Source organism: Sphingobacterium phlebotomi, assembly GCF_008180195.1.
Taxonomy (GTDB): Bacteria; Bacteroidota; Bacteroidia; order Sphingobacteriales; family Sphingobacteriaceae; genus Sphingobacterium; species Sphingobacterium phlebotomi.
This window is the reverse complement of record NZ_VTAV01000008.1, coordinates 82,696-98,954: the sequence shown is the minus strand read 5'-3', so window position 1 is coordinate 98,954 and position 16,259 is coordinate 82,696. Positions and strand designations below refer to the sequence as shown.

The window sequence follows — 16,259 nt, the reverse complement described above, 5'->3', positions numbered from 1 at the left end:
CATGTTCCGCCATTTGTTTTTTACTTAATGGGATGTTGATCTATCCAGTCTTGCAAAATATTCCAATCATAGAGATGGAATACATTGCCGTTACTCATCGCGATAAATATGCCGTTGGGAAACTGACTTCCAAAATTGACATGCAGCGCATCTGCACCGTCGCATTCAACCGTGGAAACCGGAATGTCTGCAATCAGGGTATGTTCATGCGGATTACCGGCTTCGCCCTCTCTTTTGTATACTAAAAAAGTATTGTTTTGCTGGTTAGAAACTAAGAGATATCCTGTTTTGTCGTCTTTCTTATAAATAGCGATACCCTCATGATCTCTTTGCGCATCGTCCTGTGCAAAAAGAGCCAGCTCTTCGTCTCCTTTTTCAGCGTCAGCATAGTATTTCCGAACGCCGACGGTTTCATCGGAGTAATAGACGTAACCCAGCTCGTTATCGACGGCGATAGCTTCGATTTCTTTCTTTCCACTGTAGGTGCCGAATTTACGGATAACTTCACCAGATACCGTGCCGTCACTGTTACCTGCCAATTTATATTGCCATAGATAGCTTCCTGACGGCCCTGTTTTGCGCCCCACGATTGCCTGGATTTCCACCTCGGCTGAATCGATTTGTTTGGTGTACAGTGCAATTCCCATTCCGTCGCGTTCTTCTTCACCCATTTCACCTTCGAAAATCGGAATACCGCCATTGTCGATAGGGGTTAAATCCGGTAACGAAAACACGCGTAGACGGTGTGCTTTACGCTCGGTTGTCACCGCAATATCGGTCTTTTTTCCATTGATCATTAAGCCGTACGCCACATCCACGTTATTCGGGCGCTCCATATCGATAAATTTGTTGACGATCTTGCCTTGTAGATCATAAACGTAAAGTCCACCCCCGACTTCCTTGTCGGTTCCGATGATGAGGCTTTTCGTCGGATCGTCGGGATGTACCCAGATAGCGGGGTCGTCCGTATCGTTTGGAGTCGGTTCGGTAATGACCGTCGGCTTAATCGCGTTATCGGCTACCGGAGCCATACGGTCTTGACAGGATGTTGCCAAGAGGAGTAAGGTGGGCCAAATAAATAGTTTGTTCATGGTGTTGTGATTATGGTGTGTGTTTATTTTGTTAACTCATATTTGTGCAGGACTTTCGCACCTGTTTCATTTGCGCGGACAGTCTGTACAAGTATTTTGCCATCGACTATGGAAAATGCCATAAAACCAGACTCCGCAGCCGCGAAAATCGTTCCTTCCCGATTCCCGGACGCACGCACTTCGCTGGCAGCACCGGAAAGAAATTGTGTGGTAAACCGCCCTTGGGGCTTGATGATCTGTAAATCATGCTCATGACCACAGATATAGGCATCAACCTGATGTTGGTCAAATAAGTCCGCAAACTTTTTTTCAAACAATTTAGTGTCTTCGCTTTCTTTACGTTTCCCTCCGGAATATAGCGGATGATGACCTACAACGATCTTCCATTTTACCTGCGGATCGTCTGTTTGTAGCTGTTCGGTCAACCATTGGGTTTGTTTGGCCGTATCTTGCCCTGCTATGCCTGTATATTTTTCAGGGTCTTCATGATAGCTGTCGATGTATGGATTGGTATCCATCACAATCAGAAGCAGCTTTTCATTGTCGTTTACTTCGAATGTTTTGCTGTAATATCGGGCTGGCATGTTCCACCGTCTGCTGATATTGGAATAGTCGATTTGCGCCTGGACATTTCCCCGGTAGTCATGGTTTCCCAGCGCGACATACCAATCCGTATATAGGCTCGGATCTTTATAAATAGTTTCAAAAGAAGATATCCAATGATAGTCGGTGGTGCTTGCCACGCCGTTGGGATAAAAATTATCACCAACCGAGACGATAAATTCCGCCTCAAGAGCGATCGTTGCATGTCCCAATTCCCGTGCTACGTCCTGTTGATAATAATCGCCTACACGCCCAAAGTCACCCAATACCAAAAAGCTATAGCTGTCTTCGATATAGGTTAAATCGGGAATGTTCTTCCCTTTATACCCGGTCTGTTTCTCATACTCGAAAGGCGTTACCTGTCCGAATGCCAGTGTCAGGTTGAAACAGATAATGGTTGCTAAAAATATTTTTTTCATTATAAATCAAATTTCAACCCTAAATTAAAGCGCGGACGATAATATTCCAATTGCATGGTGCGGTTGCCGCTTCCCTGATAATAGCGCAAAGGCTGGTTCGTCAGGTTGTTTGCCTCTCCGAAAATACGTAGTTGTTTGGTGATCTTATAGGCCGCATTGGCGTCCAGGAAAAATTGCTTATCATAATAGGCGTCATAGAAGTCAGCCTCGCCGATCTCATCTAGATAAGCTGCCGTATAGTTGGCCGATACCCGGGCAGAAAACTTATCATTTTCCCAAGATATAGAACCATTCAGCATGTGTGGAGCTGTACGTGGAAGACCCAAACCGGTTCTTTCCTCACCATCCTCACTGGTAATTCCTTTGGCCACCGAATGTGTATAAGTGTAGTTGGCATAAATACCGAAACCTTTTAAGAATTTTCCCGGAAGGAAGTCGAGCTGTCGTTGAAAGGCAACTTCTGCGCCATACACATCGACTTTATCACCATTGCGGGATTGTACAAATGTCCATTGTCTATCAGCGTCTGCCGGGATAGGGTTCGTGATATCCGGAAAGTCCGCAGCGAATTTCTCCCGGGTATAGTTGGCATCGCGATAGCTATAGATAAAGTTTTGCAGGTTCTTATAGAAGATTCCGGCAGATACGATTCCGATATTTTCGAAATAGTTTTCTGCCATCAAATCGAAGTTGGTTGCATACGTTGCTTTCAAATCCGGATTTCCTGCTGCGATTTCATAATCCCCTGGAAGCGAACTGACGAAAGGTGCCAATGCATAGTAATTCGGACGGGCTAAGCTCGTTGTGACCGCGGCGCGCAATATAAAATCCTTGGTTACATCATGTCTGAACGTTATACTAGGCAATATATTGACGTAATCATTTTTGTTGTTTACCTCGCCCAAAAGCTCTTCCTCATCCTGTACATAGTTCCCGGTGTAATCGATTTTGGTATATTCTACACGGGCACCGACGATCATCGATGTCCGTTCGGTAAAGTTTTGGTCCCAGCGGACATACCCTGCACCGATGAGCTCCTTTGCATGGTAGTTTTCGGCAAGGTACTCAGAAGGTGCGGCATCTTGCTCGAATAGCGATGTGTTGTGCAGGTCTAATCCACCCAAATATCTTTTGTCGACAAAGCCACCCGGTGTGTACTGGCTGCCGGGTGCGAAATTGCTGCCAGACCAGTTTTCCAACGGTATGGAGCTCATGGCACCTAAACCATCTACGGGCGAATATTCGTAAAAGATATTATCTCTTTTCTTGTTCTTGATGCGCAATCGCGTACCAAAACGAAACCGTCCTTTTTGATCGGCAATGACACTCAACGGGACACGGAAATTGAGTTTTGCCCCAAATTCGTCTTCCGAAGTGTAATCTTGGTTATCCGTTAGCTCTCTCAGCTCAAACTGCGAATAATCATGGTAGTTGTCCCCCACGAAAGGTTTGCGCGGGTTTGAAAAATCGTTGTTCAACAAGAGATCTTCTTGTTCAAACTCGATATAGCGTTCGTTAGGGCGATCTTCGGAAGCTTTAGAGTAGGAAGCAGCCCAGTCAAAATCTAATTTAGAAGTAAGCAGGTGTTCGCCCCGTAAGGAGAAATTCATGACAGTTTGTCTTTCGAGACGTGCATTTTTATTCGTGTTGTCATCCAGACCACCTTTCGTCTGTCTGCGGATACCGCCCATATACGAATTTTGGTCAGCATCCCACTCCAGATCAGTGTAGGTCACGGCATAACGGTTTTCACGGTCGTCACGCCAGTTGTATATGGCATTCAATTCAAGACGGTTTCTGGAGTTGATCTCATAGTCGGTTGCCAGGGAGAAACTACGACGGATACGTTGCACATCATATTTACGGATTTCCATCTCTTCCACAAATGGGTCATTATCCTCTTGTTCCCAGGCGGCTTCAATATTATCCGACCCGAAATTCTGGCTTTGGATGGTACCACTTAGCACAACCCCCAATTTGTTGTTGGCAAAGCGATTACCATACACGATCGAACCGTTGTAGATGCCTTTTTCGCGGATAGGCATATACCCACCACCTAATGTAGCGGAAATACGTTGTTTATTCGGTACCGCACGGGTAATCAGGTTAACGGATCCACCGATGGCGTCTGCGTCCATATCTGGTGTTAAGGTCTTGTTTACCTCAATGGTGGAGATCATATCAGCCGGGATCAAGTCCATCTGTACGTTGCGGTTATCACCCTCAGCGGAAGGAATGCGGTCGCCATTCAGCGTCACAGAGTTCAATTCAGGAGATAGCCCGCGGACGATGATATTACGCGCTTCGCCCTGATCGTTCTGCATGGTAATACCGGGAACGCGTTTCAAGGCATCACCGATATTCTGGTCCGGAAAACGTCCGACTTGATCGCTGGAAATGATATTGGTAATATTACTGTTGTTTTTCTGTTGGTTCAGTGCTCTAGCTTGTCCTTTGGCGATGTCACCCATTACACTGACTTCACCGATCGTTTGCGTGAGTGGTGAAAGAAATACCTTCATTTGTTCGTTTTTACCGTTTACCTTTACTTGTTGCGCGTAAACTTGATACCCCATATAGTTCACGCTAAGGGTATAGGTGCCGGCAGGAACATTTAGAAATTCAAAGTCTCCAGCGATATCCGATATGGTATATCGGTTGCTGGGTTCTAATTTTAACGTGGCGCCCGGCAGGGAAAAACTGTCGTTGACATCCAAAACTTTGCCTTTTAAGATGGTTGTCTGCGCATAAGATGCCGTGCAACATAATAAAAGCAACATCGTGTAAATAAATTTCATAATAATTTTTTTGATATGGATAACGTTAATTAATACTTTGGCAAAGGTTAGAGACCTTGCCGGCAATTACAATTTTCTGCCGTAAACAAAACATCAACACAGGTTTTTTAACCGTATACAACACAGCAACAATCTGTTTTTTTATTTTTTAAAAAGTTGTTTATCAGTGTTTTATACTTTGTTTTTGGAGCCATTAAGTTTGTATTAAGCTTATATTGGCTTATCTTTAACAAGCGCGTTAAAGCTTCTGGATAAATGTGCTTAAGCTTTCCCCTTCGGGTAGGTCGAGTTTTTTCCGTAGCCGATATCGGGCGATTCGAAGACTATCTTGTGATATGCCGAGCATAGTGGCTATGTCGGCCGAACGTAGGTTCATTTTTAATAATGCAGCCAATCGGAGGTCTGCGGAACTTAGTTTGCTGCAGTGTGCCATTAATCCCTCGAAGAAATGTTCGTGTACACGTTCGAATACAACGCGAAAGTCCTCCCAGTTTTTGTCTTGGTTGTGGTTGAGTTGGAGCAGATTCAAGAGCTGTTTTAATTCTTTTCGCTGATCTCGCTTATCGTTATTAACGATTTCGCCAAGCTTTTCCTTCAGCTCTTCAAGAAGCTGGTTTTTCTGGATCAGGTGAAGGGTATGGCTTGTCAGTTCCTTGCTTTTGAGCTCCAGCTCGTTTCGCAGGTTTTCGGCTTTCAGCTGCTTGTTATAGAGATCGGTCTCCATGGCGATCTTCTGTGTCTCGTGGAGTTTTTGATTTTGCTCGTTAAGTTTGCGTTCATTGGCAATCTTTGATCGCTGCCGGCTAATGATGCTGAGCCCTAGGAATAGGAGGAGCAAGACAATGGCTATACCGAATAGCAACATGGTGAAGTGAATTCTCCGCTCCCTTTCGTATTGGGTAATAGCATCCTCTTTCTGTTCCAGTTCAAATAAAGTTTGCAGTATCGTTAATTGTTTGGCATTATCTTCGGAGAATATCTCGGTATGGATATTTCTTCCGGCTTCACTGTAATGGTAGGCGCTATCGTACTGTCCGGTCAAGGAAAATATTTTGGAGAGATCACGATAGGCACTGGCCAGCTGATAATGCTCGTTCGTCTTTTTTGCCAAGGAGGCCGCGTTACGCGTATAGGCCAGTGCATCGTTGTATTCGCCCGTTTTCCGGTGAATGTCGCCCATATTATTGGTAATCCGGATATGGAGCGTCTTATCTTGCGTCTTCTGGGCAATTTCCAAAGCTTTGCTGAAATATAAGCGGGCGGAGTCGAGCTGAAAGATATCTTCATAAATGCTGCCGATATTTTCATGGATTTTGGCGGAAAGCGCCCAGTCGCTTTTCTCCCCGAGCTGTCCAAGTGCCAGCTGCTGATAACGTTTAGCCTCTTCCAGATTTCCGTTTTTCTCGTGCACCTGTCCGATGTGTGCTAGCGCGTCAGCGATACCTTCCACTGCATCTACCGATTTATATAAAGCAAGCCCTTGTTCAAAGGCTTCTAAGGATGAAGGATATTGTCTGTTATGGAGCTTTGTTTCACCGATTTTAATCCATATCGCTGCCAGTTCCGGTAGCTTTTCTTGTTTCCGGAGTAGGGACTCGGCACGGTAGAAATTGTCCAATGCTTGTAAGTAGGCCGCCTGAAAATAGTATAGGTCACCAAGTTGTCCGTAGCACACCGCAGCTTGGTAGTGGTCGCTATCGGCTAAAGCACCTTGTAGCGTTCTTCTTATCTGTTTAAAAGCTAAATCTGGATTTTCACGCATCGATTCCTGTAGGAGCGGTGGGGAAGGAACATCGTTTTGAGCAAGAAGCACCTTACCTGTACATAAAAAGAACACCGGAAGAAATACATACCTGAATAAAATCGCCATCTTAAATTATAGTCCTATGTGAAATGGAGGTAATAGGTTTAAAAGTAAGATGCTTGTATGATGTTATTGTTAGGTTTATGTTAATTAAATATTTCTTAACCAACACCTATGAAATAAAGCATATCAACTATGCTGCTTCGCGTGGCGGTTGATGTATTCCGATGGACTCAAACCATACATTTTTTTAAACAGTGTAGAGAAATGTGTCTGATTGGTAAAGCCCAGCGCATAAGCTACCTGGGAGATATTCATTTGCTTATCCAATAGTAATTTTTCGGCTTGCTTGAGGCGTATATTTCGAATAAACTCGCTCGTCGAAATACCTGTTAATGCCTTCACTTTTCGATGTAACTGTACGCGGCTTAGTCCAACTTCATCGGCTAACAGCTGCACATTGAGGCAGGGGTCTTCCAGGTATTTGTTAATGATGCCAACGATGCGTTCCATCAGGATCTCATCGCTTGATTTAAAGGAGATCGTCTTTACTTTTCCTTCCTGCTGCTGCGCGCCCGAATATTTCCCTTTGACTGTCATCCGGTTTTTAATCAAGTTCTCGGCCATGATCAATAACTCTTCGATGAGAAATGGTTTGGTGAGGTATGCGTCGGCACCTAAACCGATTCCCTGCATACGGTCTTCGTGGTTTATTTTGGCCGTGAGTAGGATAACCGGAATATGATTTGTCGAGCTGTTGCTCTTTATTTTTTTGACAAGTTCAAATCCATCCATATCCGGCATCGAGACATCGGATATAACCAAATCCGGGAGCTGGGATAAGGCAAGCTGAAAGGCGTCATTTCCATTTTCGGCAGATATAATTTTATAGATACTTTGCAGTTCCTGGCTCACGTATCGTAGTATATCTTTTTCATCGTCCACGACGAGTACTTTGAAATTTGTTTTGTGCGGAATGATATGAGAGATAACGGGCTCTGCTGCGGTCGATGTGATAGGTGGTTTTTCAAGCAAAGTATTTTTATTGTCGTTATCTTTTACCAACTGTGTCTTCGGTAAATGGCTGGTACCCATTGGTATTTTTACGATAAAGCGACTTCCGGGCTTATCTGTCCAGTTTTCCGCAGACACACTTCCCCCGTGTTTCTCCACCAATACCTGGGTAAGATGCAAGCCGATACCAGATCCTTGCTGTCCGCCCGAAACCTGGTTGTTGCCTTGATAAAATCGTTTGAAAATCTTCAGCGTATCCTCTTCGGGTATCCCCGGACCGGTGTCGGAGACCGTTATTTCCGCATAACTAGGCTGTTTGGTGTTCTGTTTGTTGAAAGAGGATGTGACATGGACGTTTATAGTACCGCCATCTGGTGTATATTTAAAAGCGTTTGACAGTAGATTATGGAGTACCTTATCCAGACTATTCGTGTCCATCCAAACCGGTATGTAAGTAGCATCGGAAGTGATCTGAAAGGTGATGTTTCTTTCCTCGGCTTGTTGTTCATACGCCTCAGCACATTGTTTAATAAAGTCTGTCAGGTTGGTTTCCTGAAACTTTAATTGAAGCTGACCACTTTCCAATTTACGGATATCGAGCAGTTGGTTGACAAGATTTAAAATCCGATGCGCATTCCTACGCATATTTTGCAGGGTTTCTTTTGCCTGTCTATCGGTCGCATTTTTAATCAACTTATCGATGGGGCTAAGAACCAGTGTAAGGGGAGAACGGATCTCGTGGGAGATATCTGTAAAAAGCTGAAGTTTATAAGCATGTAACTTTTCCAGCCGGCGCTCCCGGAGATAATTGGCAATCAGGGTAAGTATGCCAATGAATACCGCTAAGTAGATGAGATAAGCAAGCGTGCTGCGGTACCATGGAGGCATAACATGTAACGTGACGAATTTGCTCTCCGAATAGGCGCCGAATTTGCAGGCTCTGATTTCCAGTTCGTGTTCCCCTGACGACAGATTGTTATATGTAATGAGATTGACGCCTGGTAGGGTCGTGTTCCAAGTTTTGTTGAAGCCTTTTAACCGATACTCATAGTGGATGTTTTCCGGACTATTGAAATCCATCGTCGATAATTCCAACGTAAAGCTATCATCCTGACTCCCAAAATAAAACGTGTTAGCCTTAGAAAGTCCTTGTGTGTAGATTGGTTTCCCGCCCGACAGGTCTCCCGGCTTGATGGTTTGGTTTCGGATGTATAAGTTCGTAATATACACCGGGTGTGTATATTCGGATATATGAATCTGTTGTGGGAAGAATGACGTGATGCCCTGTTTTCCGCCATAATAGATCTTCCCATCGGCATCTTGATGATAAACAGAACTATTGTACGAGCGATCGACCAGCCCATCTCCCGTATAGTAGTTTACAACTTTATTATCGGTTGGGTTTACATAATTGATGCCGTTATAGGTGCTACACCAGATATTACCTTGTTTGTCTTCGCCTAAACCCGAAATAACATTACTGGAGAGCCCATTGTTGGTCGTATAGCTCGATAACTCCCATGTGCTTTTCGCAATCTTATGCAGTCCATTGTACGTCCCGACCCATATATTTTGCTGTTTATCTTGTAACAATGACAGCACGATTTGCTCGGAGAGGTCGCGATTTGCCCGCTGATTGACGAATGCATTTTTTCGCGGATCATAACAACTAATTCCTTTGTGATGGCCTAGCCAAATCAATCCTTCCTGATCACATAGGATGGTATTGATCCAATCATTTCCCAGCGTCCCAGCCGAAGTAATGGTATTGTTCATGCTAAATTGTCTTGATGTATTGGTACGGGGATCATATTCTATAAAACCACGGCCGAAGATAGAGATATAAAGTTTTTTGTTCTTTCCGAAGATCATGGTATTGGTATCGCCACCCGAAAATTGGTTCAGGTAAATGATTTCACGACCATTTGCAATCTTGCCGAGTCCTCGTTTATAGGATAAAAACCATATGTCGCCTTGATCACCCAGGGTAAGTTGGGTTATATCGTTTAAGTCCGGAAGAGTTTGGATGATATGTCCGGCGCTATCCGCCTGAAAAACGCCCATGCCATCTACGCTATACCATATATAGCCGTGGTAATCTGTTGTAATGGCGTTAATCTTGTTTTTATCAGATTCTTCTATTTCCAGTACCCGCCAGAATTCAAATTGTTTATTGCTGGACGGAATAAAAACCAAACCCCGCTGAAACCAACCCAGCCACAGATTCTTTTCTCTATCTTGGAGGAAACTTGATATACGGGCATTGCTGTAATTTTTATCGAGATTAGAAAGTTCCATCTGTTGGAGCCGAAGCGGACGTTCCGACAGCGGCAAATGCCACATGCCTTCGCGTTCCGTGCTGACAATGACCGTTGTCCCTTCTTCATTTAGCTGTATCTCATTGATAAATGGTCTCCGATTACCGTTAAAAGTAATGGGTTGAAAATGGCGAGCTGATCGATCTGCCAGAACCATCTCCGCGTGATAGCTCAAGACCACATCACCCGTGTTGGTTGCCAACATATTATATTTGTCTCCATTGGGGAAAGGAACCTGATCGGGAGATAGCTTCCGCACCTGTTGGAAGTCTGGCGACAGCCGGAAAACACCTAGGCGATCCATGGCAATCCAAATATGCTGATCCTTATCTTCGATGAGCTTACGACCGTACATCCCCCCAATACGCTGATTTGCGCCTTCTAACGGAACGGCGATGCCGTTAGCGATATCGATGGAAAAAAGTCCCCATCCCGAAGTGGTGACCAAGAGTGATTCATCCTGACGTGTTAAGATATCGGTGATATGCGGCGCTATTTGATCCGGAAACTGGATGCGTATAAACTGATCCTTATTTTCGTCGTAGTATTGTAAGCCATTCGAGCACCCAATCCATAAGTGATCGCGGCAATCCCGATGGAGAATCGTCACATGGTTACTGGAAATGGAGGTGCTGTCCTGTATATCATGTAAGTATTGTATAAACCGTATCCCATCAAATTTATTGAGTCCATATTCCGTAGCGATCCATATATAGCCATTTTTATCCTGGGAGATGCTTTTGATCAGATTGGACGATAATTCACCAAATCCATAGTCTCGATGATCATAGATACGGGTAGCCTGTCCACTAACTAAGAGTGTACAGAAAGAAAATATCGAAAGCAAAAATACTCTTAACATTGGTTTTTACGGTTATTCAAAGGGAAGATACAAAATCTATTCTTTTATTCGGCCGGAGGATGTGTTTTTTATGTAAAATATGCGACGAAATCTAAACCTGAAACAGAAAGGAATGAATATGTAACATATGAAAAGGTCTTTGCAACAAAAGAAAGATGGAATGTAACGTGCTGGATTGTCTTTGATTACCTATTGATTTACCTTTACCCTCAAGCTAAACACATGAATAAATCGTTATGATCATAAAACAATACCTGGTTATCTTTTGCTTTATTTTTTTCAGTTTAATATTACGAGCGCAATCAGAAGACCGATTCGTGTTCGATGTATCGGCGCCCGGATATCTTCCTATTATCATGGATGGGCAACCTCTTCCTTTGCAGGTCGACCCTAATGATGATAAAGGTGTTTTGCGTGCCGTTGAAAGCTTACAGCAAGATTTTGAAAAAGTCGCCGGAAAAAGAGCCGAAAGCCAGCCCGATGCGCCGAAAAGCATATGGATAGGTACGGTGGGGCAATCTGCTCTTGTTGACGGGTTATTGGAAAAAGGGTTACTGGAGCGTAAGGAAATAGACGGAAAGCGGGAGAAATTTTTGATTGCCGTCGTCAACAATCCCGCAGCGGGTATCGAATCGGCGCTTGTTATTGCCGGAAGCGACAAGCGCGGAACAATTTACGGCATCTACGAATTGTCCGAACAAATGGGGGTATCGCCTTGGTATTATTGGGCAGACATACCGGTAGAGCCTAAAGCAAATTTATACATAAAGCCCGGTATCTATACGGATGGAGAACCTGCCGTACAATATCGTGGTATCTTTCTCAACGATGAATACCCGGCATTAACGCGCTGGACTAATCACACCTTCGGGGGCTATAACAGCCAGTTTTACGAAACCGTTTTTGAATTGATCCTCCGCTTGAAAGGCAACTTTCTGTGGCCAGCCATGTGGGGTAATGCTTTTTATGACGATGATCCTCAAAACGGCATACTGGCCAATGAAATGGGCATCGTGATGAGCACGTCGCACCACGAACCCATGGCACGGGCACAGGCAGAATGGAAGCGTCATGGTAATGCAGGTGCTTGGGACTACAGTAGAAACAAAAAAGGCCTCCAGGAATTTTGGCGTGGCGGTATGGAGCGCACCAAAGACTGGGAAACCATCGTGACCATTGCTATGCGTGGCGATGGGGATGAACCGATGAGTGACGAGCAAAACGTTAGTCTATTGGAGGAAATTGTAAAAGACCAACGTCAGATCATCAAAGAAGTGACCGGTAAAAAACCGGAACAAACACCGCAAGTGTGGGCGCTGTATAAAGAGGTGCAGGATTATTACGATGAGGGTATGCGGGTGCCTGATGACGTCACGTTGCTGTTCTGTGACGACAATTGGGGCAATGTACGCAAGCTCCCCGCATTGGATGCTAAGCCTCGCAAAGGTGGATATGGCATGTATTACCATTTCGACTATGTGGGCGGTCCGCGTAATACCAAATGGCTCAACGTAAGTCAGATTTCCAGAGTGTGGGAACAAATGAACCTCACCTATGAACACGGTGTAGACAAAATATGGGTGGTCAACGTGGGCGATCTGAAGCCCATGGAATATCCAATTTCTTTTTTCTTAGACATGGCCTGGGATCCTAAACGTTTTAATCCGGCTAATCTCTTAACACATACGGAGGAATGGTGCGCGCAACAGTTTGGCGCTGCCTATGCGAAAGAAGCTGCTCGTCTGATCGATATGTATACGAAATTCAACCATCGTGTAACGCCTGAACTATTAGACGATAAAACGTACAGCCTAGAAAATTATAATGAGTTTGAAACGGTCGTACAGGAATATCGCCAATTGCTGGTGGATGCCATGCGTTTATATCATCAATTGCCGCATGCTTATAAAGATGCATTTGACCAACTGGTTCTGTTCCCGATCAACGGTATGTCAAACTTATACGATATGTACTATGCCAAAGCGAAGAATGATTTTTACGTTGCGGAGAACGATATACAAGCAAACTACTGGGCAGATAAAGTGAAAGAAGGATTTGAACGGGATTCTTTGTTGACCCTGCATTTCAATACGTTGTCTGATGGCAAATGGAAGCATATGATGGATCAGGTTCGGATAGGATATACCAGCTGGAATAATCCACCACATAGCATTATGCCAAAGGTGACGTATCTAGACTCGGCTTCCGCTAACGCAGCGTCAAAAGTTTTTGTAGAAGAGAATGGTTATGTATCGATAGAGGCCATGAATTTCCATCGGGCAAGTCATTCTGCTCAGGTGTCGTGGACAGAGCTGCCGAATTTGGGCAAAACTGCTTCTGCGATCACGACGTTGCCGGTTACGGCGCCATTGGATGAACAGGTCTACTTAGAATATAAGGTCGACGCACAATCGACCGGTCAGGCTAAACTAATCGTGCTCACCTCACCAACTTTAAATTATAATGCCAATCGCGGTCTTCGCTACGCCGTCTCTATAAATGGGGGGGAAGAGCAGATTCTTAATATTAATGGTCATTACAAAGGAGAATTAGGTCGTTGGCAAGCCAATCGGATTATTGAAAATGCCACGACGCATAATTTTCCGGCTAAAGGGGAATATACGATCCGTATCCGGCCCCTGGAGCACGGCATTGTCATTCAAAAAATTATGCTGGATTTCGGTGGACTGCAACCCACTTATCTCGGCGCACCCGAAAGCATGCAACGCCCCGTCAAATTATAAAATCATAAAAACAACAAGATATATCACAACATGAACGCAGAAACACGTTTGGTTAACGAATCAAAAGGCTTTTATAAGCTGTCACATGTACAACGCATAGGATTTGGATCTGGCGATCTGGCCCAGAACCTTATTTACCAAACGGTTTCGATGTACTTGCTTATTTTCTACACGAATGTTTTCGGCATTTCCGCCGCGGCTGCCGGTGTTATGTTTTTAGTCGTTCGGATCGTAGACGTTATTTGGGATCCTATTGTAGGTGCTTTCGTAGATAAACGTAATCCCAAAATGGGAAAATACCGTTCTTACCTTGTTTTAGGAGGGATACCACTCACCGGATTTGCGATCCTGTGTTTTTGGAATGGGTTTTCCGGATCATTGGTTTACACCTATGTGACCTATGTCGGACTGTCTATGCTCTATACCTTGATCAATGTACCCTATGGCGCACTTAATGCTTCGTTGACACGGGATACGGATGAGATTACGAAACTAACATCCGTGCGTATGTTCATGGCGAATCTAGGTGGGCTGGCCGTAGGATACGGTGTGCCTATCGTCGTACAATATTTTTCGCCAGATGGGAAGATCAACTCCCGCGAATCGGGCGAAGCGTGGTTCATCACGATGACCATTTATGCTATTGTGGGGTTGGCTTTACTCGTGTTTTGCTACACACAGACCAAAGAGCGGGTGGTCATGGATGAAAAAGATACGGAGAAAGTGCAGGTTTCCGATTTATGGGTAGAGTTTAAGCATAACGGTCCGCTCCGCGTGCTGGCATTCTTTTTTATCACCGCATTTGCCATGATGGCCATTGGGAACTCTGCCGGATCCTATTACATGATCTATAACGTGCAGGCTCCCGAAATGCTGCCTTATTTCATGGCATTAGGCTCCATTCCGGCATTCATCTTTATGCCCTTGGTGCCTGCCATCAAGCGGGCGATCGGTAAGAAGCAAATGTTTTACGTGTTTCTCAGCATTGCTATTGTGGGGATGGTTATGCTCTATGTCATATCGGTCGTTCCTTCTTTAAAATCGCTGATATGGTTGGTGCTTGTTGCGCAGTTTGTAAAATCAACCGGCATCATTGTCGCCACAGGCTATATGTGGGCACTGGTGCCGGAGGTTATATCTTATGGAGAACATACTACGGGCAAACGGATTTCCGGCATTGTAAATGCGCTGACCGGGATTTTTTATAAAGCCGGAATGGCCTTAGGCGGCGTTGTACCCGGCTTAGTATTAGCCTATGTAGGCTTTGATAAAGATAATACATTGACGCAATCTGCCTTTGCCGAGCAAGGTATTTTATGGCTCGTGGTCGTTATTCCGGCTTTGCTATTAGTCGTAGCCATGTTTATTATTTCCAAATACAAACTGGAAGATGATCTAATCGATAAAATCAATTACGAAATAGAAAATAGACACAAACATTAACTAGAAATATAAATTGAATATGAATATCGTAAAAACCGTAATTTTAGCTGGAATAGCGACGTGGGGTGTGGGCTGCACTTCCACAAATTCACAGGTAACCAGTAAGAAGAATGAGGCCGTTTTTAAGGAGGCATATGCTGAGCAATTTTATGTCGGTACGGCTTTAAACTTAGTACAGATTTGGGAACGTAATCCTGCTGCCAGCAAAGTTGTTGAAGAGCATTTTAACTCGATCGTTGCCGAAAATTGTATGAAAAGTATGTTTATCCAGCCTCGTGAAGGTGAGTTCTATTTTAAGGATGCCGACCAGTTTGTTGCGTATGGTGAAAAGCACCATATGCATATCGTGGGACATACGTTAATATGGCACTCACAGGCACCCCGATGGTTTTTTTCCGACAAAGAAGGGAATGATGTTTCGCGGGAGGTGTTGATTGAACGGATGCGAAGCCATATTCATACCGTCGTTTCCCGGTATAAGGGACGTGTCCATGGATGGGATGTGGTAAACGAAGCGATCTTAGATAATGGTGAATACAGAAAGAGTAAATTTTATGAAATTATCGGCGAAGATTTCATTCCGTTAGCTTTTCAATTTGCGCATGAAGCAGATCCCGATGCCGAACTTTACTATAATGATTATTCCACCTCGATTCCGGCGAAGCGTGAAGGAATTGTTCGGTTGGCAAAGAAACTACAGGATGCCGGTGTCAAAATTGATGGGTTGGGCATGCAGGAGCATCATGGGTTAACCCACGCCTCTCTGGAAGAAACAGAGAAAACGATAAATGATTTTGCGGATTTGGGGGTTAAAGTCATGGTTACCGAGATGGATATATCTGTTCTACCGAATGCAAGAAGACATAGAGGAGCCGAGTTGACCGATACCGCAGCCTATGCCAAGAGCTTAGACCCCTATAAGGAAAGCCTACCGGAGGATAAGATGAAAAAATTGGGCGAGCGCTATGTTGATTTCTTTAAGTTATACGTGAAGTATCAAGACAAGATCAGTCGGGTGACCTTGTGGGGGGTCGGGGACGCAGATTCCTGGAAGAACGACTGGCCGATCGAAGGTCGTACCGATTATCCTTTGTTGTTCGACCGTAACTATGAACCGAAACCGTTTTTTGAAGACCTTATCGATTTAACAAAATAACTTGACA

8 protein-coding genes are annotated in these 16,259 nt (G+C 44.4%); 3 read left to right on the top strand and 5 right to left on the bottom strand.

Going from position 1 to position 16,259, the window contains the following annotated elements; all coding sequences use genetic code 11:
* Positions 1-20: 20 nt before the first annotated feature.
* From FXV77_RS12600 to FXV77_RS12580, 5 genes are all read right to left on the bottom strand, one after another.
* The gene (locus FXV77_RS12600) at positions 21-1,091 is read right to left on the bottom strand and encodes a phytase (protein WP_148919584.1); all 1,071 of its coding nucleotides are present in this window, start codon (positions 1,089-1,091) and stop codon (positions 21-23) included.
* Between the two features lie 23 nt (positions 1,092-1,114).
* Positions 1,115-2,113: a metallophosphoesterase gene (locus FXV77_RS12595; protein ID WP_148919583.1), complete on the bottom strand. Its 999-nt coding sequence runs from the start codon at positions 2,111-2,113 to the stop codon at positions 1,115-1,117.
* Positions 2,113-4,911, bottom strand: a complete 2,799-nt coding sequence (locus tag FXV77_RS12590; protein ID WP_148919582.1) for a TonB-dependent receptor — start codon at positions 4,909-4,911, stop codon at positions 2,113-2,115. The genes FXV77_RS12595 and FXV77_RS12590 overlap by 1 nt, the downstream gene beginning before the upstream one ends.
* 238 nt (positions 4,912-5,149) lie before the next feature.
* Positions 5,150-6,781, bottom strand: a complete 1,632-nt coding sequence (locus FXV77_RS12585) for a tetratricopeptide repeat protein (protein ID WP_148919581.1) — start codon at positions 6,779-6,781, stop codon at positions 5,150-5,152.
* 123 nt (positions 6,782-6,904) lie between these two features.
* Positions 6,905-10,909 carry a hybrid sensor histidine kinase/response regulator transcription factor gene (locus FXV77_RS12580; protein ID WP_148919580.1) on the bottom strand — a complete coding sequence of 1,335 codons (4,005 nt, stop codon included), beginning with the start codon at positions 10,907-10,909 and terminating at the stop codon, positions 6,905-6,907.
* Between the two features lie 236 nt (positions 10,910-11,145).
* Between FXV77_RS12580 and FXV77_RS12575 the strand changes: the two genes are divergently transcribed.
* From FXV77_RS12575 to FXV77_RS12565, 3 genes are read left to right on the top strand one after another with little or no spacing between them, the layout of a single operon-like run.
* On the top strand, positions 11,146-13,653 hold the full coding sequence (locus FXV77_RS12575) for a glycosyl hydrolase 115 family protein (RefSeq protein WP_148919579.1): 2,508 nt from the start codon (positions 11,146-11,148) through the stop codon (positions 13,651-13,653).
* Positions 13,654-13,683: 30 nt separating this feature from the next.
* On the top strand, positions 13,684-15,096 hold the full coding sequence (locus tag FXV77_RS12570; RefSeq protein WP_148919578.1) for an MFS transporter: 1,413 nt from the start codon (positions 13,684-13,686) through the stop codon (positions 15,094-15,096).
* A gap of 19 nt (positions 15,097-15,115) precedes the next feature.
* The gene (locus FXV77_RS12565) at positions 15,116-16,252 is read left to right on the top strand and encodes an endo-1,4-beta-xylanase (protein ID WP_148919577.1); all 1,137 of its coding nucleotides are present in this window, start codon (positions 15,116-15,118) and stop codon (positions 16,250-16,252) included.
* Positions 16,253-16,259: the final 7 nt, after the last annotated feature.